Below are 21,162 nucleotides of genomic sequence, written 5' to 3'. Positions count from 1 at the left end.
AACATGCCACGACGCAATGCATGGGATCCGCAGCCCAAGAGAGTGCCCGCCCCCAAGGAGCCGGTCATGGCGCATCTGCGCCTGCCACCCGCGGACGGCATCATCGAGTGGCACCGGCACACCTGGGGCCAGCTCGCCTGCACCCGGCTCGGGAGCATCCGCGTCAGTGCGCCCGGCATGATGTGGATCGTGCCGCTCTGACGCGCGGTGTGGATTCCGCCCGGCATCGATCACCAGGTAGTGATGCTCGGACACGTCGAGTTTCACACCCTCTATATCGAGCCGGGCGCATCGCCGTTGCCGCCCGATGCGTGCTCGGTCATTGAAGTTTCGGACCTGCTGCGCGTGCTCACCGGATCGCTCGCAGATAGCACGCAGACTTCGCCCCGCCACCGGTCCCTCGCCATGCAGTTGCTGCTCGAAGAAATTCGCGCAGCGCCCACGCTGCCCCTGGGCCTGCCATTGCCCTCGGAGCGGCGCCTGCGTGCGCTGTGCGCGGCGATGATGGAGGAGCCGGGCTCAAACCGCACCCTCCAGGATTGGGCCCGCGTCGTGGGCGCAAGCGACAGGACGCTGGCCCGGCTTTTCCAGAGCGAACTCAATACCAGCTTCGCGATCTGGCGCCGGCAGCTCAGGCTCTCACGCGCCATCGACCTCATTGGCCGCGGCGTTCCGCTGCATGTGGTCGCAGCCGAACTTGGATATGCCAATGCGCCGGCCTTCTCCACCATGTTCCGGCACGCACTGGGCTTTCCGCCCTCACAGCTCGCAGGCACGTCCGGCGCGCGGCGCCCGTAGGCCGCAGCAAGGACCGCCATCCCGATCGGGTCGGGCATCGAGGCGCGCGCCTGCACGGGCCTGTGCACAGGTTACGATGGACAGGATCTTTTCAGTCAGGAGCCAACCCGTGAAAATAATCCGCAGTCGCGAGTTCACGTCAGACAGGGCATGGGGTGCGCTCGACATAGCGACGATGCAGGGCATCAGCGTGCGCCTGCACTGGACGGACCAGCCGTATCTATGGCATGTGAACGATGGCGAAGAGGTCTTCGCCGTTCTCGATGGAGCCGTCGACATGCATTACCGCGAAGCGGGCGAGGAACAGATCGCCACCCTGCATGCCGGTGACGTCTTTTTCGCCGGCCTGGGCTGCGAGCACGTCGCGCATCCGCGCGGCGAGGCCCGTATTCTCGTTATCGAGCGCGAAGGCAGCATCTGAGCCCCTGCGTCATACAGCGCCCAGCGCCAATCCGGCCACCAGCCGGTTGCGCATTTCCTGGCATCGGCGACCGGCTGCGGGAGGCCCGATCTGGTCGGTCTCCGGTCGACGCCTGGATCGCGAGTGCCGGGCCGGACATCACACACCCTGGCCACGCGGCCAGCATCTCGCACCCCCCGGTCTGAAACGTCAGATTACGACCTTGCAGGTGCCCCAGGCGGTCTTGAGTATCTCGCCCGGCCGCACGCAGGCATCCCCCGCCGGGCGCGCAAGGAACGTCACGACCTTTCCGTCCTGATCCGTATAAGGCCCGATCTCCACCACCTCGAGTTCGAACGCATCCACATGAATGCGTGAGCCGATAAACGCACTCGTTCGCTCCCGCTGCGCGAGCGCGCTGGCAAGTGTCAGGCGACGGGGTTTGTTCCCTCCCGCGATATCGTCCGTTGATTCAGTCTCAGGCTGCACAGGCATCGTTATGTCATCGCTTGACCGGGCCATCATTGTAGCAAGCGCGCGCATGGCAGACGGCGCCCGCGCAATGCGGCAGACACCGCTTCCGTCATGATCAGGGGCGCCCCCTGCGCCGACGTTTCGCGCCGGGGGCGGCGCCAATGCACGTCAGCGAACCCATCATCACCAGCCAGCGCGTCCGCGGATGGGTCATTCATCGTCATATCGCACACACCACATCTCATGGGCGAGACTGCGCACGCCCCCGGTTAGCCAGTGCCTCCTTACGTTGTTATGCGGGCAACTGATACGCTGGCCGTCATCGCCAGCAGCCTGTCGTGAATCATCCTTCCTGCAAAGGGCGCCTCCCTGCGCTAACGCTCCGGGACCAGGGCTTTCGCGCTTCGCGTCGAGCCGCGGACCGCGTCTCGCCCCTGCCGGGCATCAATCCCTTGACGCAAAAACCCTCAAGACCCTCAACCCCTCAACCCCTCAACCCCTGAAAGACCTGGTCAGGTGGAGGCCGCATACGGCCCCCACGATCGCGCTCGCCGCGCGGCGGCTCATCCCGCTCAAACCCGGAGCTTCGCAGCCGCCTGCCCCCTGAGTTCCCGCCCGACACCCTCGACCGTAGCCGATGGCCGCCCGGTGTCAAGGGGCGAGGGACCGTGTTGCCCGCACCCCTCCCTCGCCTTTTTCCTTGACACCGGGCGGCCATCGGCTCCTTGAGTCGCACGGGCGCGAACTCAGGGGACTGGCGGCAGTACTGCCAACCCCGGGTTCCACCGGGACGAGCCCAACCCCTACGAGGCGGGCGGAATCTTGGGGCCCGGTCAGCGCAACACCCCTCAACCTTTTTGCTGTGGAGAGTGCCATGCAACTCGCTTCCTCCTTCCGTTACGGTTCCCCGATGCTCCGCTCCGACTCGCCGCTGTCGGACGACCAGATCCGCCATGTTGCCCCTTCGATCTTCGCGGACGGCAAACACGAAAGCCGCTCCGAACGCTACACCTACATTCCCACCATCGATGTGCTGCGCGGCCTGCGCAACGAAGGCTTCCAGCCGTTCATGGTCTGCCAGACACGCGTGCGTCATGACGACCGCCGCGAATTCACCAAGCACATGATCCGCATGCGGCACGCCGACGAGATCACCGGCGAAGAAGCCAACGAGATCATCCTGCTCAACTCGCACGATGGCACGAGCAGCTATCAGATGCTCGCTGGTGCCTACCGCTTTGTCTGCCAGAACGGCATGGTCGCAGGGGACACCGTGCGCGATATCCGCGTCCCCCACAAGGGCAACATCGTGCAGAACGTCATCAACGGCGCGTTCGACGTACTGGACGGCTTCGACCTGATCCGCGAGCAGAAGGAAGGCATGAAGGCCCTCACGCTCGCGCGCGACGAACAGCACGCGTTCGCGCGCTCCGCGCTCGCGCTGCGCTACGACCCGACCGACGCCGACGCGCCCGCCCCCATCACCGAAAGCAGCCTGCTTGCCCCGCGCCGCTTCGAGGACCGCCGGGACGACCTCTGGACAGTGTTTCAAAGGGTCCAGGAAAACCTCACCAAGGGCGGGCTGCATGGACGCTCACGCAGCGGACGCTCCATGTCCACCCGTCCCATCACCGGCATTGACCAGAACGTGAAGCTCAACCGCGCGCTGTGGATGCTCGCAGAAGCGATGCGCCAGATGAAGGCATAAGCACCTTCGGGGCGGACTCTCTGCGCCGCCCCTTTCCATTCGATCAGGACTCCTCTCCGGGTCAAGTCCTGATGCGTCCTGCAACATCGACCCGGAACCTTCTTTCCAACCTTCTGGAGTCAGTCATGCAAACCCAAGTTGAAACCGCCGTAGTAGAAACCCCCGAAACCGCATCGCCGCTCGAAACCAGTTTCGGCAACGAGCAGCCCGTCATCACCGTGCCGTATTGCAGTCTGCGGCCCTCGCCACTGAACGCCCGCACCCAACCCCTGTCCGGCATTCCAGCCCTTGCCACCAGCATCCGCGCCAAGGGCCTTTTGCAGAATCTCGTCGTTCACGAAATGAAGGGCGGACGCGGCAGGCAGCGCCGCTATGGTGTCTGCGCGGGCCAGCGCCGCGAGGCCGCGCTCGACCTGCTGTTCGAACAGAAGCACATTGCTGCCGACTATCCGGTACCGGTGCGCATCGTCAGCGAAGGAGAAGCCCTCGCCATTTCGCTGATCGAGAACAGCGAACGCGAAGGACTCGACCCGTTCGACGTGCTGCGTGCGTACCGGATGCTGGCGGAGGAAGGGCGCAGCGTCGATTACATCGCCGCGTTGTTCTCCGCGTCGCCGCTCACCGTCAAGCGCCGCATGAAGCTCGCCAACGTATCACCGAAGCTACTCGCGCTGCTGCGCGAGGATGCGATCACGCTCGACCAGCTTGCGGCTCTCGCGCTCGCTGACGATCACGAAACGCAGGAACACATCTGGTTCGACGCGAACGACTGGCAGCGCCAGCCCAACTATCTGCGGCAGGCCATCACACGTGCCGAGATCGACGCGGGCCGCAGCCGGCTTGTGCGCTTCGTCGGCGTTGCCTCCTACGAAGCAGCAGGCGGCTACGTTCGCCGCGATCTGTTCAGCGACGACGAAAACGCAGGCTATATCGCTGACGCCGAACTGTTGCAACGCCTCGTCGCACAGAAGCTCGACGCCGCCGCAGAAGAAGTACGCGCCGAAGGGTGGGGCTGGATCGAAACGCGTGTCGAGCGCGATTTTCTGGAACTGAACCGTTACGGCAGGCTGCGCCCGGTCCTGCGCCCCTACACCGACGACGAGCAGCAGCAGATGGATGCGCTCACCGCGCAGCAAGACGAACTGGCCGAGAAGCTGGAGGCGCTGTCGGAGGATGACGAAAACGCCTACGAGGAAGCCGACCGCCTGAACGACGAAATCGAGCGCGTCAGCGTAGCCCTCATCGCACTCGAAGGTGTTGCCCTGATATGGGACGAGCAACAGATGGTCGAAGCCGGTGCGTTCGTCCTCGTCGGCCAGCAGGGCGAACTCGTCATCGAACGCGGCCTCGTGCGCCGCGAGAACGCCGATGCGCTCGAAGCCGCAGGCGCGCATGTCACCGGCACGCCCGAAGCCGAAGCACACGACACGGTGTCCGCAACGGCCCCGAAGGTCAAACCGGTCCACAGCGCCAAGCTCTGCCAGCGCCTCACCGCGCACCGCACCGCCGCGATGCGCGCGGAACTCGCCGCGCAGCCCGCCGTGGCGCTCGCCGCACTGCTGCATCACCTGGTCCCGAAGGCGCTGCCCGAGCACTTCGGGCACACGTCCGCGCGTGACTTCCTCGCCCTGACCGGCACGAACAATCACGACGGGCTGCTGCGCGCCGCAGACGACCTAGACACCAGCCCCGCGTGGAGCGCCATCGAGACGCAACGCGCGCGATGGATCGCGGAACTGCCCGCGAAACGGGCCGACCTGCTGCCCTGGCTCATCCAGCAGGACCCCGGCACGACGCTGCTCGATCTGCTCGCGTTCTGCACCGGCACCCTGCTTGACGGAATCGCAGGCGAAGAAAGGCCGCATGCGATCAACGCGCTCGCAGGTGCGCTGAACCTCGACATGACCGGGTACTGGACGCCCACCCGCGCCACGTATTTCGACCATGTCAGCAAGGCGCGCATTGCCGAAGTCGTCGCTGCCGCCGTTTCGCCGAAGGCTGCAGCCGACCTCGACAGGATGAAGAAGGCCGACGCCGCAGCAGCCGCCGAACTGCGGCTCGCGAAAGTCGCCTGGGTGCCGGAAATCTTCACCGACCGGGAAATCCCTGCGGCACCTTCATGGGCGAGCCGCGACGACGACGAGGATGAGGACGGGACCGACGGTGCGGACAGCGGAGCCGATACGGAAGAAACGCCGGAGGGCGACGACGCCGACACGGAGCCGGATGCCGGTCACGGCACGGAACACATCAACGACACCCCGCCCGATGCACCAGACGCGCCCGTCGCAGCCAGCCCGCAGCCCGCATGGCCTTTCCCGAGCGCTGACAGCGTGAGTACCGGGCAATCCGGCCCGCTCGCAGCGTAATCCCAACCTCGGCAACGGGGCGACGCAGGCGCAGCGGCTCCGCATCACGCCCTGCCGCCTGCGCATCCAGACTGAACCGGAGAGTCCATCATGTTCAACCATATCCGCATGGTCGTGCTCGCGACCAATGCCGTGGGTTCACCCGATCTTTTTCTCACTTCCGTCGAGGCAACCGACACGCAGTACCAGCATGGCCGCCATTACGACATGGCATTGCTGCGCGCCCGCGATGAAGGCTACAGCACCCCGATGATCGCCTTCGACCAGCACGACGCGGCAGCTCGCATGCTCCGCCGCGCCGCTGCGTTCATCGAAAGCGACGCTGCCGAGGTATAACCCGTGCGGGCAGACGGCTTGCCACCTGCCCGCTTCATGCGGATGGCCGCCCACCCTGTCCAGCCAGTTCCTAGCAAAAATGCTTGATGTACGTGCGAAACCGCGCGTGAATGATGTCGTCGCAACCCAACCGGGAGATCGCCGTGAACACTTCTGACCTCCTCCCGTCGCAAGGCAGCAGCTTGCCGAAATCGCCATGAGGATACTGCGCGTGGAAACCCTCGAAGCCCGCCACTCCGACCGGCTCGATTTCTACGATATGCCGGTCTGGTCTATCAGGGACGCGCTCGAAGCGTCTTACCTGGCCGGTGTCGCCAACGCGAAAGCCGGTGCAGCATGAACAGGACCCGGCCATTCGCCGTGCTGGCGGTCTCCAATACGACAGGCGCGGAAACGCAGACCGTCCGGGCTTTTCCCGACAGTGCTCACGGTCGCCACCTTGCCGACGAGTCCACAATGGCCTGACCTGTGGAGTGGCCCTGTCCGAGGCCGTCGCCACCGTCATGCAAAGACAGACGAACCGAAAAATTCGCAGCAGAATGAAGCGCCCATATGGCTTCGCGCACGGCCTGCCCCGAATGACGCGCTTCGTGATTCATTGCGGCCTGACGGAAGGCAATACCGACGAGGTGTAACTTTCTGCCCGAACCCAATGGTCGCCTGCCCACCAGCCTGCCAGCCCGCCCGCACCCGCCGCCAGCAGCATCACCACCAGTCCGCTCGCCACCAGCCCGTAGCACGCCTTCACGAACCGCCGCATGGCGACCCGCTCGAATGACGCGAGCGCCGCGTCGAGCCGTTGCCGCTGTTCACGTGCCGCGATCGCCATCGCCGCCACGAGCCGGTTTCCGGCAACACGCGCAATCCGGTTCGCCGCCCGCTGGGTGAGCGCAGCGAGCGCCTCATCGTTCAGCGCCGCAAGCGCCGCCCGGTAGCGCGCCTCGTGTTCGGCGGTCATCTTCTCCGCCAGTGTGATCGTTTCCTTGCAGCGTGCGAGCGCGTCGCGATGCTGCGCCATCAGCGCCTGCGTCGCCGCGTGCGCTTCGGCGCGCGCCGCATCGACGCCGCCTGCGCCCGCCTGCCGGATGCGCTCCGGCATCGCCTCGTAGAGGCGCACGTAGTATTCCAGCACTGCCAGCACCGACCATAGTGCATCATTGTCACGCAGATTCAGCGCCGCCGACACGCGGCGCATGCGCAGCAGGCTCGTGTCGTCCGGCGGCGCGCCGCTCACTTCAAGGAACAGCCGCGCGAGCGGATCAACCGGGCGGGCACGCCGTGTACGCCGCTCACGCATCGCCCGTCACCTGCGCGAACATCGCGTCATAGCACGCCCGCCAGCGCAGCAGTTCCGCACGCTGACCGATGGGCAACGTCTCCACCGCCTTGCGTACCGACAGCCGCTGGCTGCGCAGGTCATCCGCAACGCGATCAGCCAGTTCCGGAAAATCCAGCGACCGGCCCTTCGCCTCAATGCTCCTGCGCAGCTTCGAATCTTGATACAGCACGAAGCGTTCGGGCATGCCGTAGTAGCCGTTCCGCACGACATGTACCGTCGCATCCGGGAATGTATCGCTGAACTGCCGCAGCAGTTCAAGACTGTCGCGCTGCCGGTTGATGACCCAGAACACGACGAGCCGCCGTCCGAGTTCATCGAGCGTACTGCCGAGTGTCGCGCCGTAGCGCGTGACGCCATCCTGGTTGCGCGCAGCCGTGCTGACCACCACGACTGCATCGCGATGCCCGTCACAGTAGTTCACGAAATCGATCCAGCCACCGGCCTTGTCCAGATCGAATGATGCGCAATCGATCTCGTCGTGCACCGCGCGCATCACGTCCGGGTTCGACGTATCGTTTTCCACCAGCACGGTATTCACGCCCCGGCGCTGCAGGTGATCCACGAGCGCAAGCGCAACCACGCTCTTGCCGACACCACCCTTGCCGCCGCCAACAAGATAGATGGGATTGACTGTCGTGTTCATGGCGACTCCCTACAGATCGTCGGTGTCGGGCCGGATCGCAAATCCGAGCGTGCCCTGCACCGGCATGGGTTCTCTGGTTACGGTCTTTCCCCCGTCCTTGCGGACATGATTCGTGCGCGGCGGCGCATCGGGCTGACGCCCCGCTGCGCCGGCCGCCTGCCCTGCCGTACGCGCAGCCGGCGACGGGCGTGTGCCACTCCCAGTACCGCTCCCCTTCCCGGCTGCGCGCAGCGCGTAGCGGATCGTTCCCGCCGTGATGTCGATGCCGTGCGATTTCGCCTGCTCCGCGATCTGCTCCAGTGTGTAGCCCTTCGCCTGCGCCGCGCGTACACGTGCGCGCATGTCTTTCATCGCATCGCGCACCGTGACGCCATGCTCAGCCTCGGGCTTTTCAGGTAGCGCATCGAGTGTGTGGGCGAACGCCTCCCATTGCGACTTTGTATAGACCCTCGCGACAGGCATGAGTCACCCTCCTGCGCACACCGTTACGCGCCACCTTCACACCATCCTGCGCACAGCAAGCACACGCGTCAACCACCTTTTTTCGCACCGCAAACGCACATGGGAACACCTGGGAAGCGACGGGAACCCGTGAGAACAACACACTTTTTTGCGCCTGTCGTACGCGCGCGACACATCCTCCGTTGCGTATCCCAGTTGACTCGTGACACGCATGCTATTCGACCGGCATCGTCCCCGGTTACGCGCGGACCTCGATCAACCATACGCAGCGGATGCACATCGGACAAGGCAAGCTCAGGACGCGCGCAAGCGTAGCGAATCACGTCAATGCGCCAGTCACGCGCCACCGTCAGCGGATTTGATACGCACGCAGCCGTGCCAACCCTGAACACGTTACGCGCGCGTCCATTCGCAAGACATGCACACAACAGCACGCATGCCTTACGCACGGGATTGACTACCGAATGGGAAAGCATCACGCACGCCGTTTACTCCGGAGGGGAGACCTCTACGCAACACCCTTGCTTACCCATTCGCACATGATGGTGCAGGGTCTGAACGGGCGTTTACGCGACGGCGGAAACCTCAACGCAAAACGTTTACGCGGGGCGACAAAATGCGCACTGAAAACACGGTATTGCAGGATAGGCTACCGCCGGTTTTGGGCGCCATGTGCAACGCACTTCTACTAGATAAACATGGTCGCGGCCTCGGTAACCTTGCGCTTGCTAACAAGTGCTCGCGCGTCGATCAGGATGCTGTTGCGTATTCCGATAATGTGATCGACCAGATCATGCAGTGTGTCCACCAGCATCGCAGGCAAACGCTCGCTCAGACGCGCCAGCACACCGGCCATCGCCCGGTTCAGCGCGGCCCGGCCCACCGCCATCACCTCACCGTATTCCGTCAGCAGTCCACGCAGGCCATTAATCTGCATCGTGCGGAATCTGACCAGCTGCTGGCGCATCCGGTGCAGCGCCAGCACCGCCTGCTGCGTTTCAGTCTTGAGCGCCACCGCCCTCACGCAAGGCTGCTGTACCGCGCTCCAGATCGCGCGCGCATCGGCCACATCGTTCCTGTTGCCAATCACGAATGCCTTGACCGCCTTGCCCGGCATCAACCTGACCTGATGCCCCATTTCGCCCAGCCGACGCGCCCAGTGCTGGGCTCCGCCGCACGCTTCCATGCCGATGAGGCAGGGCGTGCGGTTGGCGAAATGCTCCAGAAACGCGCCACGCCGGATCTGTCGGCTGATGACCTCGCCGGTTTGCGGATCAACCCAGTGCACCTGGAAAACCTGCTTTGCAATATCCACACCGACCGGAGTAAAGTTCATTTGGGTTCTCCTTCCTCAAGTGGTTCGTTGCCCAACTTCCACTCTGGCACATCTGATGCCGTCGGTTGCGAGAACCCACCTTACCTTTGCCCGCCCCCCACGGTCAGTGATCAGCAGCCCTCACGGGGGGAGGCGTCCATTCCATTTGTCTCGTTGCCGAGGTGGTCGCGTAAAATCGGGAGATGAAAAAGACGAAATCTCTCTATCACGGGCATCGCTTCCCAGCGGTGGTGATCAGTTGTGCCGTTCGTTGGTACTTTCGATTTCAGTTGAGCTTGCGCGACATTGAAGAGTTGCTGTTCGAGCGTGGCGTCGTGGTGAGTTACGAATCGCCGCTGGTGCGGTAAATTCGGCACAGGGTTCGCGCATCGCGTCAAGGCAGCCCGGCGCAAACCGGGCAGTACCTGGCATCTTGACGAGTTGTTCGTGATGCTGCGCGGTGAACCTTTGTGCTGTGGCGAGCCGTTGACGAGCACGGCGCCGAACTCGATATCCTGCTGCAGAAGCGGCGCGACACGTCCACAGCCGAACGATTCTTCAGGCGCGTGCTTCGTTCGTGCCCGACGCCGCGCAAGATTGTCACCGACCAGCTGCGCAGTTATCCGGCCGCGAAGTCCCGCATCCCGGATGCTGGCAAATGTCAAACACGTGTTCGTCAAGGCTGCTGCCCGCGTGAACAATCGGGTCGAAAATAGCCATCAACCTACGCGTGAACGTGAGAGGCGCTTTCGCGGGTTTCGCGACCCCAAGCGCACCCAGGCGTTTCTTGCGAACTTCGGACCGATCCGGCAGCACTTTGCGCTCAAGCGACATTTGCTCCGCGCGTCTCTCTACCGCAAACAACTCACTCGACGTTTTGACGCGTGGCATCGTTGCACCCAGCTTACCCAAAATCCATCCTGCCTCTAAGGAAAGCTCCATCCATCGCACTGCTGCGCCGCGATCACTTTAGTGTGACAACGCCGCATCCGGCGCCGCGCTCGCGCACGTAGACGTTGGCGTGTATCTCGGAGCGCCAGCACCCGTGTATATCGCCTCCCTCCCGTAGTCTACGAGGCGCCACCCGTAGTCTATGCGGCACCCCCGGTAGTCTATGCACCTACGCCTGCAGCGTATGGATACGACAGCGAATACTGGGAACGGCGTCGCTGGCACGAGTATCGTCGGTACCGGGACTGGAGACATCACCACGATGATGACGACGAACAGTGAATCGTTGCGCATCGCCGAAGTGCCTGAGACAAGAGCAAACGATGTTTGCCCCTTGGCCGGTCGTGCAAGCGAAAGTCCACACACGGCCGTTTCATCAGACGTAGCGCAGTACGGAGAGCGCTTACAACTACTATCTGACGCAACCGGTTCCGATATCGAGGCTGAATCACTTGAGGGACCGCCAGTCACCGCCCGCGCGGCCCACGCATCAGGCGCCGATTCGGACGCTGCCCAACGATCACCACGATCGCCAATCCTGTCCGACATGAAATTGATGGCGCTGTCGGCGGGCGAACATGCTGGGGGCGCGCAAAGAGAGACAGTCGCTGCGCCAGATCAGATGGTCCCGGGTAGAGGTCCACCCTTCTGTTTTTTTGGGAGAGGCCGGTCGCCGAATCATCCGGCTCTCCCAAAGTTACGGACGGTTTCAATTTGCCAGAAATCTTTACACGGTCTATCCGTATCCTTCGGACACACAACAACGAAGGGGATTCCTCCATGAAAACAATCCTGAAGACGCTGGCCTTCGTGCTGGCGATTCCCGCGATGCTGTCCGCCTGCGGAGGCGGAGGCGGCGGTGACGGTGGAAGCAGCACCACAGGCACGCTGCATGTGCAAATGACCGATTCACCGTCATGCGGTTTCGACCATGTATATGTGACGGTCAGCAAGGTTCGCGTCAACATGAACGCCCAGGCCGGCGATACTGATGGTGGATGGACCGACATCGCTTTAGCGAGCCCGCAAAAGGTTGATCTGCTGTCGCTGACCAACGGCATGCTGGCCGATCTGGGACAAACCGCGTTGCCCGCCGGCCAGTATCAGCAGGTTCGTCTGGTGTTCGCGCAGAATCGGGGCAATACGCTGGCAAATTCGATTGTTCCGACCGGTGGCAGCGAGCAGCCGCTTGATACGCCAGGCGCCACGCAAAGCGGCTACAAGATCATCCGGCCGTTCTCGGTTCAACCCAACACGCTCGTCGATCTCGTACTCGACTTCAATGCGTGCAAATCGGTCGTCCAGAAGGGTAACGGCTCGTACAGTCTGAAGCCCGTCGTCACCGCGACGCCGACGGTCGTGGGTGGTACGATCTCCGGCTACGTCGCGCCCGCCGAAGCCGGGGCTGCTGTCTATGCGGAGCAGAACGGACATGTCATCAAGGGCACCGTTGCCGACAGCAACGGACAGTTCGTTCTGACGCCGCTCGAGCAAAGTTCGACTAACGGCAACTATGATGTCGTCATTGTGCAGAATAACGTTGCTACGGGTATCGTCCGCTCGGTACCGGTCGTTGTGAATACATCGACGGTCGTGGCCATGTCGTCGGCACCGATCGCGTTGCCGGCTTCCGTCATGCACGTCGCAAGCGGGACCGTTCTGCCGGTCAGTGCGCAGGCCATCGTACGGGCACTGCAATCGGTCAGCGGCCTCAACTACGAAATTACCAGCGCGAACGCCAATCTGGATACCGGTACCTACGCGTTGAACCTGCCAGCCGCCGCACCATTGATCGGCACCTATTCGGGGAGCCTGCCGGTCGCGCTGTCCCCGGCCGCAAGTGCCGCCGGACAGTACACGGCAGAAGCCGACAGCGTCACCGGGGCGACCCAGTCATCCGCAGTCAATGTATCGGCAACCGGTCAGACAAACGTCAACTTCGGTTTCTAACAATCACTACGTGACGAAGGAAGGGCGCAGGCCCTTCCTTGAGAAAAACATGAAAATAATCTTCTCTCTTCTGCTGGCGAGTGCCGGCTTGCTAAGTGGTTGTGCGCTTTATGTACCGGATGCGCCAGGCACCATCATCGTGCCGCAGGGTGCACCTCAAGGCGGGCCTGGTAACGGTTTCTGCCCGCCGGGGCAGGCCAAGAAGGGCAATTGCTGACGTCTGGCGCCGCGGTGACGGGAAGACGACCTGGCGGACTGTCCGGCAAACCCGCGATCATCGTCTGCCACGACGCCGGGCGCTCACGTTGGCTGCTGGATCGTCCATCCGGCGTCCCGAGAAGACGAGCTTAAGCCGGTTAAGTTGGACAGCTTTTTCGGCGGCGTTTTCCCATCGGGACCGGCACGCTGCTTCCGGCTCCCCTTGCGTCACGTGGGCATGGTTCGTCCGTCCGCTGGCGACGTTCGGTTTGGCATCGTAGTCGGCTCCTTGAGGTGCTGTGAATGCCCGGATCGTAGCTCTCCCCCTAGCATGGAAGGCGCCGGAGTGTAATGATTCGTAACGTTCGCAGAGCGCATCGCCGATCGGCGACCTGGATACATCAATGCTGGCCACATCATGAAAACGAACCGCAGGAGGGAGCCGCTGAGCAAAGCGATGCTATTGCCGGTACCGGCTGTCGATGCCCGCGCGATTTCACTCGAAAACCACCTTGCGCTTGTCGCCATGCGAAGCGGACAAGGGAATGTCGACCTGGTTCTCGGCCTGTTCAAGATCGTATATATGGCGTACTTTCTTCATGAAGCGCTACGCGCCCGGACCGAGCCGGATCTTTTTCGCGACGCCGAGCATGTGCTGATGCGCACCACAGCGAGGGCTAACCGCGGCGAGGCGTGGTCTATTCCCGCAGAAGACGTTTCCTGTCTCGAAAGAATCGTGACGCTATACGATCGCTACCTCGCCACGCTGCCGGCCCACCGTTTTATCAGCGCGCGCGACCGGCTGCAACGCTTTCTCGCCGGTAAGTCAGTCTCACCGATTGCCACCGGGGAGTCGTCCTGAAAACTCCAGTGGTCTTTCGGGGTGGACGAGCGAATCAATCATTGCTTGATGCGCGCCATGCGCTCCTCGCTGGTTCCATCGGAAAAACCTCTACGTTCCCGAACCTCTCCGCGGCCGAGGTCGCTCGTGGTTTTATACGAGCGCAACAGGGACAATCCCTGTCTTCTTCCTGGGACTTTTAATATCAATGTTGTCAGCGACCGTGCGTTAAAACATTCGCAAAATCGATGCGCGAGTTCGCATGGTTATATACGCCGGGAAACCGTGTTATCCGAAATCAAACCGTAATCCTAAAGAACCTTTCTTTCGTAAGGTTGCTTCCGACGGCGGTCGGTGTCGGCGCGAAGGCACAATGACGAGCGATTGCCAGGATGCGACGCTGCGTGTTCACAAACTTCAGAAGTTTTTTCTCGAAAAACAAAAATTCCAGCACTTCGGTGCCAGATGGCATTTTCAACCCATTTTTTCTGGCTGTAGTCGAAGTCCTGTTGCTTCGGTGTCGTACTCGTGTCGGCGGAATTTTTTCGATCACGCGCGGCGATATTCAAGAACGGGGAAAGCTACGCCGTTAACCGACAGGGAACTGATGTGTTCGGCCCCCTCAGGCGCTGGAGGCGCAGACCATCAGATATCGATCAGCACAGCAAATGCAATGGGACCAGTGGCAATCATGTTTCGAATGCTTTTCAACGAATGGACCGTCATTGTCGGGTCTGTGAGGCGAGTGCCTCGTTTATTGCTGCTTGCTGACTCGGGAGCACGGGCCACCGTCGGGCTGATCGCCGTGCTGGTCCTGCTGCCAGTTCTTGCTTTCATAGCCGCATGGACGAGCTACGAGGCCGGCAAGGCAGCGGAACACGCAAGCGAAATCAGCGAAGCTTTTGACGAAGCGCGCTATTGCGTCGGTGCTGAGGAATCTCCTGAGCGGAAGTATCGCCTCGAGCCCGGTGGTGATGTTCGGCGGGCCCATGCCCATGCCGGCGCGTCGCTGGATTCGGATTTAAGGCACTTGCGGATACTCGAGCCACGCGAAGCCCCGGCAATTGACAGACTCTTACAGGAACATAACGCGTACCTGTCCTACATCGCACAGATATTCGCCGCGGCAGACATCGGTGACCAGGCAACCGTAAAGGAAATCGACGAAAAATACGCCGACCCGTCATTTGACAGGATCGAGCAGGCAATCTTCAAGGAAGCAGGTGCTCGTCGTGCCCAGGCGATGGAGCAGTTGAGCCACCTTGCCTGGATCCAGCGCGCCGTTTTCTTTGGGACTCCGATTGCCTTTGGCACCGGGCTCGCCCTTGTCATTTTTTTCGCGCTCGAACTGCGCCGGTACAGGCTGCAAACTGTTGAGGCCACGCTCCGGGCAAACCGACGCAACGAGCGGCGCCTTCATGCGCTCGTTAAAAATACGTCAGACGCCATTTTCCTGTGCGATGCGACGGGCTGGGCGGCGACAATTATCTTGGCCGACCGGCCAAGATAGTTGTCGCTGACCGGCCGTGCTGCTTGACGCCGTCTAACGGGCGGCATTTTTTACCAGGTACCAACGATGGGATCGGATTTCTGGGGGCCGAACGGTGATCTGTCCGGTACCTCGCTAGCGGATCTGATCCACCCCAGGGACGAAGCCGCCCTTACTGCAGTCTGGCGGCAGGTCTCCGGAACTGCGAGCGGGACGGCCACGGTAGAATTGCGCGTGCCCAATATCAAGGACACCTGGCATTACGTCGAATGCTCGGTCACCAATCTTTCGCATGATGACGCAGTCGGCGGCTTTGTCGTGACGCTGAGAGACCTGAATGAGCGAAAGATCTTCGAAAAGCAGCTCACAAAGCAGGCGTTCTACGACGTTCTCACCGGTCTACCGAATCGCGCGTTACTTCAGGATCGAATCGACCGTGCGCTTGCGCGTGCAAGCCGACGACAGGCAAGAGTCGGGCTAATCTTTATTGATCTTGATAATTTCAAACGAGTCAATGACAGCCTCGGTCACCGGCAGGGCGACACACTTCTGGTTGAAGCCGCGCGACGGCTGGAGGATTGTATCCGCCCGTCTGACACAGTCGCCCGTCTCGGCGGTGACGAGTTCGTGATCCTGCTCGATCGACTGACAAGCGAATCCGGGAGCGATGCGACATTAATCGCGCAGCGCGTCCTGAAACAGTTCGAAATCCCGTTCATGCTAGAAGGCAGGGGCTACGTTGTTACCGCCAGCGTAGGCATAGCGCTTACTGATACCGGGATGAGCCCGAGCCAGACTGACGCTGACACGCTGCTCCGCGATGCGGACGTCGCCATGTACCGGGCCAAGAGCGCCGGCAAGGCACGGTATATGACGTTCGACTCCCACATGTGCCTTAATGTGCTGGACCGTTTAACGCTTGAGGCAGATCTGCGTCAGGCAGTAGAACGGAACGAGCTACGCGTGCATTTCCAGCCGATCGTGCACCTGCTATCAGAACAGGTTCGCGAGGTCGAGGCATTGGTGCGATGGCAACACCCGGAGCGCGGGCTGATCGGGCCGGCGGAATTCATTCCCATCGCAGAGGAAACCGGCCTGATTATTCCAATCGGACGTAGTGTGCTTCAGACCGCCTGCCAGCAGGCAGCGATCTGGCAGGACATGTTTCCGCAGGAGCCGCCGCTTCAACTCAGCGTGAATCTCTCGCCGCGCCAGTTTGAAGACCCCTCACTCGTGGGCGATGTCATGTGCGCGCTTCGTCTCTCTGCCATCCAGCCCGGATCACTAAAACTTGAGGTAACCGAAAGCATCATCATGCGGGATACGGAAGCAAGCATCCACACGCTCCACAAGCTGAAGGCTCAGGGCATCAAGATCGCCATTGACGATTTCGGCACGGGCTACTCTTCGCTCAGCTACCTCAAAGCGTTGCCCCTTGATGTCCTCAAGATTGACCGGTCGTTCGTGAAAGGCATCGGCACGAACGCTGAAGACGACGCAATCGTGCAGGCGATAATCTCATTGGCCCGCTCTCTCGATCTGGACGTAACCGCAGAAGGGATCGAGACCGATGCGCAGGCAGCCCGCCTACGTGAATGGTCTTGCGAAAGCGGACAGGGGTTCCTGTTTTCGAAACCGTTGCAGGCTGCGCAAATGATGGAACTCCTGCGAAATGCGGAGGAACCCTACACATCCTGAGACGTTGGCTAACAGACATCGGGCAAGTACCCCAGCGAGGAGTTGGCCCAAAAACTCAAACCGGTTGAGCCACGGATGCGCCGGACCGCAAGTGAAAAGCCAACAGCCTACGGATAGCCCGGATGCCCTCCTCTGTCCACTACAGGGTTGCGCCCATCCATTTTGCGCGGCGATCGACGAGGCGAAGTCTGATTTTCTCCGAGACGGCTTCCCCGAGGACGGAAAGCTGCCGCCGCTGCCTCGCGTCGAAGGCGCGCGCAACCCGGTCAATAACGCACAATCCGCCGAGACGGTGTCCATCAGCGTCATGGACTGGAACACCCGCATAAAACCGGATGTGCGGCTCCCCGGTGACGAGCGGATTGTCCCGGAACCTGCCGTCAACAATGGCATCCTCGACGACGAACACGTCGTGCTGCAACAGCGTGTAATTGCAGAAGGCCTGCGAACGGGGGGGTTCGGTAAGCCCTATGCCGTGTCGCGCCTTGAACCATTGTCGCGTCGGCGTCAACACGGTGATACGCGCGATAGTCTAGCGCCATTTCTGGGTTATTATCGCGTCGCGCGCCGTTCTCGGACTCGCCAGCCATGGCAGTACGGGCCCCCAGCGGCGCATGCTCTCTCAGGTTCTAGCTACCTCGGAAGCTAGGGCTTTTCGGGCCGGCCTATGGCCGGCTTTTTTTATATATTGCCGGACGCCTCGTCACGTGTCGCGCTCGCGAGTGGCGCACCTTAAGTTTTTCTTCAGCAACGCCCGCTATCATAGATATGACCAATTGGAAGACATACGCGAGTGGTGCTTCTTCTGCCAGGCGCGATGTTGTCACGAAAAATGAGAGCGAAAAAGAACAATGCCACGGGGCCGGACAAGTGGCGAGACGTTAGCGTCAGCTCGTAGGATTTACGTGCTGGAACTGGCTCGGGAATGCTCCCATATCGCCAGCATGCTGACACCAGAAACCGAGTAACTCGCCGTTCGCGAGGTACTTGAAGAGTTTCTTCAGCTATACGGTCAAAAGGACACGGCGCTATTCCAGAAACTGCTTGTGGAAGAGTTGCAGCGGCGCGAAAAGCGCGCGGCGGCCAACGCTGTGCGCGCCTTCAATGCGTGCTTGCGTTGAATGACCCAGCACTGCCCGGCACCGCCCGTGCGAGTGTGCAGGGTCGGGCCTGTCAAACCGACTGTACAGGTTTGTAATGGTCAAGTTATTTCGCTCAGGCAGATAGGTTTTTTGTAGGCCGCCAATTAACGACGCCGGTCAGAGAGTGGCGGGAAGAGAAGCGACCGACTTAACGTGGTCCAGCGGGCATGTTCGAGGGCATTGGCGCGGCGTAATCGTCGACGGTCTACGCGAGAGGAAGGCGCTGGAACAGCCGGGTAACGTACCGATATCGATCGACGCCACCGGCCTTGCAGGTTTGGACCAGAGAGTAGAGGTTTGCGCTGGCATGTGCGCCGGCATCGGCAAACAGGAAGCTCTTGTGTGCTGCTTCGGACCTTCGGCATCGGGGGGGGCGAAGTGCCGGTCCCCGCCTACCAGCAATTGAACGAGAATCCGCGGCTCGCCGAGCGCGTGCATGAGATCATGGTCATGGGCATGTCGACGCGCAAATATGCCAAGGTCCTGCCCGAGACGGCCGGCACCGTCGGCATCTCCAGGAGCAGCGTCTCGCGCAAGTTCATCGAGGCCAGTCAGACGGCGCTCACCGAGCTGATGAGGCGGCGATTCGATGACAAGGACTTCCTGGCGATCCACGTGGACGGCATCATCGTCGACTCGCCTCAGATCATCGCCGCCATCGGCGGTGGACAGCCCCCGGCCAGAAACATCTCCTGGGCCTCGCAAGCGGCTCGAGTGAGAACGCCCAGATCGTCACAAGGATCTGTTGCGCAGACTGATCGAGCGCGGCCTGCCTGCGGATCGCCAATACCTGTCTGTGATCGATGGTTCCAAAGCGCTGCGCTCGGCCATCGAGGAGTTTTTCGGCGAACGGGCCCACGTGCAGCGCCACCGTATGCACTAACAGCGCAACGTTCTCGAGCGCCTGCCCAGAGAGAGCGTTTCGCAATCCGCCGCGATCATGAAGGCGGCCTGCAAGCTGTCGGCCGATAATGGCATCACCAAGCTCAAGACACACGCGGCGTGGCTCAAGGCAGACCATCCGGACGCCTCGCCGACACTGCTCGAGGGGCTCGGGGAGACGTTCATGGTGAGCAAGCTGGGCCTGACGCCGGCGCTCATCCGTGGGCTGGACGACCAACATCATTGAGAATCCGAACGGCGCGGGGCGCGTGAAGCGCTGTCGTGACGCCGGTATGGCCTAGCGCTGGACGGCCGCTGGCTTCCTGGAAGCTGGGAAGCACTTCCGGAAAATCCTGGGCGTGAACGAGCTCTGGATTCTCGCTGCCGCCTTGAAACGATCGACCCCAAAATCGATTGACCACGATCGGAAGGTTGCCTGACCTATGCCGCAGCCGCCGTCCCAACCTTCAACTGTCTTTGTCTTCGGGACAGCGCCCAATTTGTGGGTAACCCGGAGCGCTGGGAGGGGCGTCCGGGGTCTGTTCAGCAACCGGCTCATATAGATTTGTGAATAGCGCGTTACTCACGCAAAAAGATGCGCTCTCCGAAGGGGTAATAATCCAGTCAGTAGGATGAACATCCGTCCATCCTTCAGGTGTCGCTATCGCCCACGTGATACCCCGCTGTACGACAGCCGGATGATCCCCCGGCCCGAGCCACTGTGTGGCCTCAACGATACTGTTGTGTTTCTGGTAGCGCAATTCTGCCTCCTCATGACAAGCCTGGCCGTCAATTACTAGTTTAAGAGCTTAGGCTGATTTCAGCCACGCGTTCCTTGAGCATCTTTGCAAGCCAACGGAGAGGAAAATGAGGTTGTAACCTGGGGCAACAACACGATGAGCACCACGATCCTGCCGGCTCATCCATCCGTGCCATCTGCTCGAATTCGATGGTCGCAGCTATCGCCTTAAAGAGGTTGCCGAAACGTTTGCACGGAAAGCAAAAATAGCTAAATAACCCCTTGGTCCTGCTTCACCGGATGCGGCAATTTATGCCACCAGGAATTGAGTTCGAACTGACCGTCCGCGATCCGGGCAGGCATGTCGCGGCGTCTGCCAGCCAGTGTTGTCCACCATGTTGCCCGCGGCAGTCAACCCGCACACATTTCACCTTCCCTACGTGTCACGCGCCTGGCAACCGCAAGATATCTTTCAGCAGTATCGGCAAGTGTCAATCCGATCAGAGGACGGTGGACGCGTTGCTGATTCATCGCTGCGATCAGCCCATTCGCGTAATCGCGTGTGCTCTCAGGGTCGAGCAAAGTTACGGCGGCGTAATGGGCTGCAAACTGAAACGGGGGGATGTCGCTCGCGACGACAGGGATGCCCGACGCAAGAGCTTCCAGAAACGCAATGCTGTGTCCTTCCGAGCGCGACGGCATAGCGAACGCGGTTGCGTCAGCGAGAAGCTCAGCGACGTCCGATCGTGGGCCTTCGACTGTCACCTGGTTATCCAACCCTAGCCTTGAAACCAGGTCAGTAACAGCAAGATGATACGCATCGTCTTCAATCACGCCGCAAAGAAGCAGGCGTGCATCTGGCACCTGTTCTATCAGTTCGGCAAAAGCGTGAACAGTAAGCAACTGATTCTTGACAGACGTGTACCGCCCGATCTGGACGATGAGTCGTGTCTTTGCACACCTGCACGCAGGACGCTGGCCGGAGAAGCGCGCGACGTCCACCCCATTTGGGATCAACTCAAGACAAGGGTGACGGCGAACCGCGGCGACATAGTCCCGGATGTTCTCCGGGGAAACAGCGATAATCGCTTCGGCCCTTCGACTCAAGGCGCGTTCGACGGTTCGAAAAAACCCGCGCTCAAAGTCATTGGTTGCCGAGTGCATAACGTACACGATGGGTACCGTAATAGGTAGCGATCGAACGTAAAATGCCGGAATCGTTGCGCGCGCGAAGATCACATCAGGGCGGAACATCCGCACCGATCGGAAAAGGCCCCACAGCCTGCCCGGCAGCCCAGCCGCATGCAGCGGCAACAGACATCGGACCCCAGCGCTCAAAAGCTCATCGTGCAGTTGGGCAAAGTCCTCCCGAGGTGGCGTTAACGCAGTCACGCCCACTGCCTCCCACTCCGTTGCTGATAGATAGCC

The 21,162-nt window shown here is 61.4% G+C and carries 19 protein-coding genes and 6 pseudogenes; 17 read left to right on the top strand and 8 right to left on the bottom strand.

What is annotated here, in order from left to right:
* The first annotated feature begins 66 nt into the window (after positions 1-66).
* The 3 genes from HWX91_RS41100 to HWX91_RS18005 all read left to right on the top strand — a co-directional run bounded on the left by HWX91_RS41100 (position 67) and on the right by HWX91_RS18005 (position 1,219).
* A complete protein-coding gene (locus tag HWX91_RS41100; protein WP_255246794.1) occupies positions 67-201 on the top strand; it encodes a cupin domain-containing protein in 135 nt (44 codons plus the stop codon).
* 6 nt (positions 202-207) lie between these two features.
* Positions 208-798, top strand: a complete 591-nt coding sequence (locus tag HWX91_RS18010) for a helix-turn-helix domain-containing protein (protein WP_244144085.1) — start codon at positions 208-210, stop codon at positions 796-798.
* Positions 799-907: 109 nt separating this feature from the next.
* Complete coding sequence (locus tag HWX91_RS18005; RefSeq protein ID WP_028197551.1) at positions 908-1,219, top strand: cupin domain-containing protein; 312 nt, start codon at positions 908-910, stop codon at positions 1,217-1,219.
* 189 nt (positions 1,220-1,408) lie between these two features.
* Here the strand turns inward: HWX91_RS18005 and HWX91_RS18000 are convergent, their stop codons facing one another.
* A complete protein-coding gene (locus tag HWX91_RS18000; protein ID WP_028197550.1) occupies positions 1,409-1,693 on the bottom strand; it encodes a hypothetical protein in 285 nt (94 codons plus the stop codon).
* 853 nt (positions 1,694-2,546) lie between these two features.
* Between HWX91_RS18000 and HWX91_RS17995 the strand changes: the two genes are divergently transcribed.
* The 4 genes and pseudogenes from HWX91_RS17995 to HWX91_RS41095 form a co-directional block, all read left to right on the top strand.
* Positions 2,547-3,380 carry a DUF932 domain-containing protein gene (locus tag HWX91_RS17995; protein WP_028197549.1) on the top strand — a complete coding sequence of 278 codons (834 nt, stop codon included), beginning with the start codon at positions 2,547-2,549 and terminating at the stop codon, positions 3,378-3,380.
* A gap of 125 nt (positions 3,381-3,505) precedes the next feature.
* Positions 3,506-5,749, top strand: coding sequence for a ParB/Srx family N-terminal domain-containing protein (locus tag HWX91_RS17990; protein ID WP_028197548.1), 2,244 nt, complete (start codon positions 3,506-3,508; stop codon positions 5,747-5,749).
* A 90-nt stretch (positions 5,750-5,839) separates the two neighbouring features.
* Positions 5,840-6,085 carry a hypothetical protein gene (locus HWX91_RS17985; protein WP_028197547.1) on the top strand — a complete coding sequence of 82 codons (246 nt, stop codon included), beginning with the start codon at positions 5,840-5,842 and terminating at the stop codon, positions 6,083-6,085.
* A 184-nt stretch (positions 6,086-6,269) separates the two neighbouring features.
* A pseudogene (locus HWX91_RS41095) lies at positions 6,270-6,425 on the top strand (DUF6900 domain-containing protein); the annotation flags it as partial.
* Between the two features lie 255 nt (positions 6,426-6,680).
* On the opposite strand, the gene HWX91_RS17980 reads toward HWX91_RS41095, so the two are convergent.
* The 4 genes and pseudogenes from HWX91_RS17980 to HWX91_RS17965 all read right to left on the bottom strand — a co-directional run.
* Positions 6,681-7,382 (bottom strand): hypothetical protein, encoded by a 702-nt coding sequence (locus HWX91_RS17980; RefSeq protein ID WP_028197546.1) that lies wholly within the window; start codon positions 7,380-7,382, stop codon positions 6,681-6,683.
* Complete coding sequence (locus HWX91_RS17975) at positions 7,375-8,067, bottom strand: nucleotide-binding protein (protein WP_028197545.1); 693 nt, start codon at positions 8,065-8,067, stop codon at positions 7,375-7,377. Before HWX91_RS17975 ends, HWX91_RS17980 begins: the two co-directional genes overlap by 8 nt.
* Positions 8,068-8,076: 9 nt before the next feature.
* A complete protein-coding gene (locus HWX91_RS17970) occupies positions 8,077-8,529 on the bottom strand; it encodes a hypothetical protein (protein ID WP_028197544.1) in 453 nt (150 codons plus the stop codon).
* A gap of 790 nt (positions 8,530-9,319) precedes the next feature.
* Positions 9,320-9,865: pseudogene (locus tag HWX91_RS17965) on the bottom strand (IS110 family RNA-guided transposase); the annotation flags it as partial.
* Between the two features lie 182 nt (positions 9,866-10,047).
* Between HWX91_RS17965 and HWX91_RS17960 the strand changes: the two are divergent.
* The 7 genes and pseudogenes from HWX91_RS17960 (at position 10,048) to HWX91_RS17935 (ending at position 16,971) form a co-directional block, all read left to right on the top strand.
* Positions 10,048-10,774: pseudogene (locus HWX91_RS17960) on the top strand (IS6 family transposase).
* Positions 10,775-10,829: 55 nt separating this feature from the next.
* Positions 10,830-11,077, top strand: a pseudogene (locus tag HWX91_RS40785) (hypothetical protein); the annotation flags it as partial.
* A 498-nt stretch (positions 11,078-11,575) separates the two neighbouring features.
* The gene (locus tag HWX91_RS17955; protein ID WP_028197543.1) at positions 11,576-12,745 is read left to right on the top strand and encodes a DUF4382 domain-containing protein; all 1,170 of its coding nucleotides are present in this window, start codon (positions 11,576-11,578) and stop codon (positions 12,743-12,745) included.
* 49 nt (positions 12,746-12,794) lie between these two features.
* Positions 12,795-12,962 carry a hypothetical protein gene (locus HWX91_RS17950; RefSeq protein WP_102857445.1) on the top strand — a complete coding sequence of 56 codons (168 nt, stop codon included), beginning with the start codon at positions 12,795-12,797 and terminating at the stop codon, positions 12,960-12,962.
* A 399-nt stretch (positions 12,963-13,361) separates the two neighbouring features.
* Entirely contained in the window at positions 13,362-13,805 is a 444-nt protein-coding gene (locus HWX91_RS17945) for a hypothetical protein (protein WP_025647668.1), read from the top strand.
* A gap of 679 nt (positions 13,806-14,484) precedes the next feature.
* A complete protein-coding gene (locus tag HWX91_RS17940) occupies positions 14,485-15,294 on the top strand; it encodes a hypothetical protein (protein ID WP_127837932.1) in 810 nt (269 codons plus the stop codon).
* A gap of 66 nt (positions 15,295-15,360) precedes the next feature.
* Positions 15,361-16,971, top strand: coding sequence for a putative bifunctional diguanylate cyclase/phosphodiesterase (locus tag HWX91_RS17935; RefSeq protein WP_052660760.1), 1,611 nt, complete (start codon positions 15,361-15,363; stop codon positions 16,969-16,971).
* Between the two features lie 139 nt (positions 16,972-17,110).
* On the opposite strand, the gene HWX91_RS17930 is transcribed toward HWX91_RS17935, so the two are convergent.
* Positions 17,111-17,485 carry a GAF domain-containing protein gene (locus tag HWX91_RS17930; RefSeq protein WP_025647666.1) on the bottom strand — a complete coding sequence of 125 codons (375 nt, stop codon included), beginning with the start codon at positions 17,483-17,485 and terminating at the stop codon, positions 17,111-17,113.
* 833 nt (positions 17,486-18,318) lie between these two features.
* Positions 18,319-18,453 (bottom strand): annotated as a pseudogene (locus HWX91_RS41350) (transposase domain-containing protein); the annotation flags it as partial.
* A gap of 2 nt (positions 18,454-18,455) precedes the next feature.
* Between HWX91_RS41350 and HWX91_RS41345 the strand changes: the two are divergent.
* The 3 genes and pseudogenes from HWX91_RS41345 to HWX91_RS40505 form a co-directional block, all read left to right on the top strand.
* The gene (locus tag HWX91_RS41345) at positions 18,456-19,085 is read left to right on the top strand and encodes a hypothetical protein (protein ID WP_423803343.1); all 630 of its coding nucleotides are present in this window, start codon (positions 18,456-18,458) and stop codon (positions 19,083-19,085) included.
* Entirely contained in the window at positions 19,054-19,242 is a 189-nt protein-coding gene (locus HWX91_RS41340; RefSeq protein ID WP_025647663.1) for a hypothetical protein, read from the top strand. The genes HWX91_RS41345 and HWX91_RS41340 overlap by 32 nt, the downstream gene beginning before the upstream one ends.
* Before the next feature lie 637 nt (positions 19,243-19,879).
* Positions 19,880-20,012: pseudogene (locus HWX91_RS40505) on the top strand (ATP-binding protein); the annotation flags it as partial.
* A gap of 133 nt (positions 20,013-20,145) precedes the next feature.
* On the opposite strand, the gene HWX91_RS17920 reads toward HWX91_RS40505, so the two are convergent.
* Positions 20,146-21,132, bottom strand: a complete 987-nt coding sequence (locus HWX91_RS17920; protein WP_390417168.1) for a glycosyltransferase family 4 protein — start codon at positions 21,130-21,132, stop codon at positions 20,146-20,148.
* Between the last annotated feature and the right edge of the window lie 30 nt (positions 21,133-21,162).

Origin of the sequence: Paraburkholderia fungorum, from assembly GCF_902833645.1 — a bacterium.
In the GTDB taxonomy this organism is placed as follows: domain Bacteria; phylum Pseudomonadota; class Gammaproteobacteria; order Burkholderiales; family Burkholderiaceae; genus Paraburkholderia; species Paraburkholderia fungorum.
Note: the sequence above shows the minus strand (reverse complement) of the source record. Positions and strands in the feature narration are given on the sequence as shown.

What these genes read in the sequence shown, in the direction of transcription:
- HWX91_RS41100 (WP_255246794.1), top strand. Translation starts at nt 67, where the DNA reads ATGGCGCATCTGCGCCTGCCACCCGCGGACGGCATCATCGAGTGGCAC.
- HWX91_RS18000 (WP_028197550.1), bottom strand. Translation starts at nt 1,693, where the DNA reads ATGCCTGTGCAGCCTGAGACTGAATCAACGGACGATATCGCGGGAGGG.
- HWX91_RS17995 (WP_028197549.1), top strand. Translation starts at nt 2,547, where the DNA reads ATGCAACTCGCTTCCTCCTTCCGTTACGGTTCCCCGATGCTCCGCTCC.
- HWX91_RS17990 (WP_028197548.1), top strand. Translation starts at nt 3,506, where the DNA reads ATGCAAACCCAAGTTGAAACCGCCGTAGTAGAAACCCCCGAAACCGCA.
- HWX91_RS17985 (WP_028197547.1), top strand. Translation starts at nt 5,840, where the DNA reads ATGTTCAACCATATCCGCATGGTCGTGCTCGCGACCAATGCCGTGGGT.
- HWX91_RS17980 (WP_028197546.1), bottom strand. Translation starts at nt 7,382, where the DNA reads ATGCGTGAGCGGCGTACACGGCGTGCCCGCCCGGTTGATCCGCTCGCG.
- HWX91_RS17975 (WP_028197545.1), bottom strand. Translation starts at nt 8,067, where the DNA reads ATGAACACGACAGTCAATCCCATCTATCTTGTTGGCGGCGGCAAGGGT.
- HWX91_RS17970 (WP_028197544.1), bottom strand. Translation starts at nt 8,529, where the DNA reads ATGCCTGTCGCGAGGGTCTATACAAAGTCGCAATGGGAGGCGTTCGCC.
- HWX91_RS17955 (WP_028197543.1), top strand. Translation starts at nt 11,576, where the DNA reads ATGAAAACAATCCTGAAGACGCTGGCCTTCGTGCTGGCGATTCCCGCG.
- HWX91_RS17950 (WP_102857445.1), top strand. Translation starts at nt 12,795, where the DNA reads ATGAAAATAATCTTCTCTCTTCTGCTGGCGAGTGCCGGCTTGCTAAGT.
- HWX91_RS17945 (WP_025647668.1), top strand. Translation starts at nt 13,362, where the DNA reads ATGAAAACGAACCGCAGGAGGGAGCCGCTGAGCAAAGCGATGCTATTG.
- HWX91_RS17940 (WP_127837932.1), top strand. Translation starts at nt 14,485, where the DNA reads ATGCTTTTCAACGAATGGACCGTCATTGTCGGGTCTGTGAGGCGAGTG.
- HWX91_RS17935 (WP_052660760.1), top strand. Translation starts at nt 15,361, where the DNA reads ATGGGATCGGATTTCTGGGGGCCGAACGGTGATCTGTCCGGTACCTCG.
- HWX91_RS41340 (WP_025647663.1), top strand. Translation starts at nt 19,054, where the DNA reads ATGAAGGCGGCCTGCAAGCTGTCGGCCGATAATGGCATCACCAAGCTC.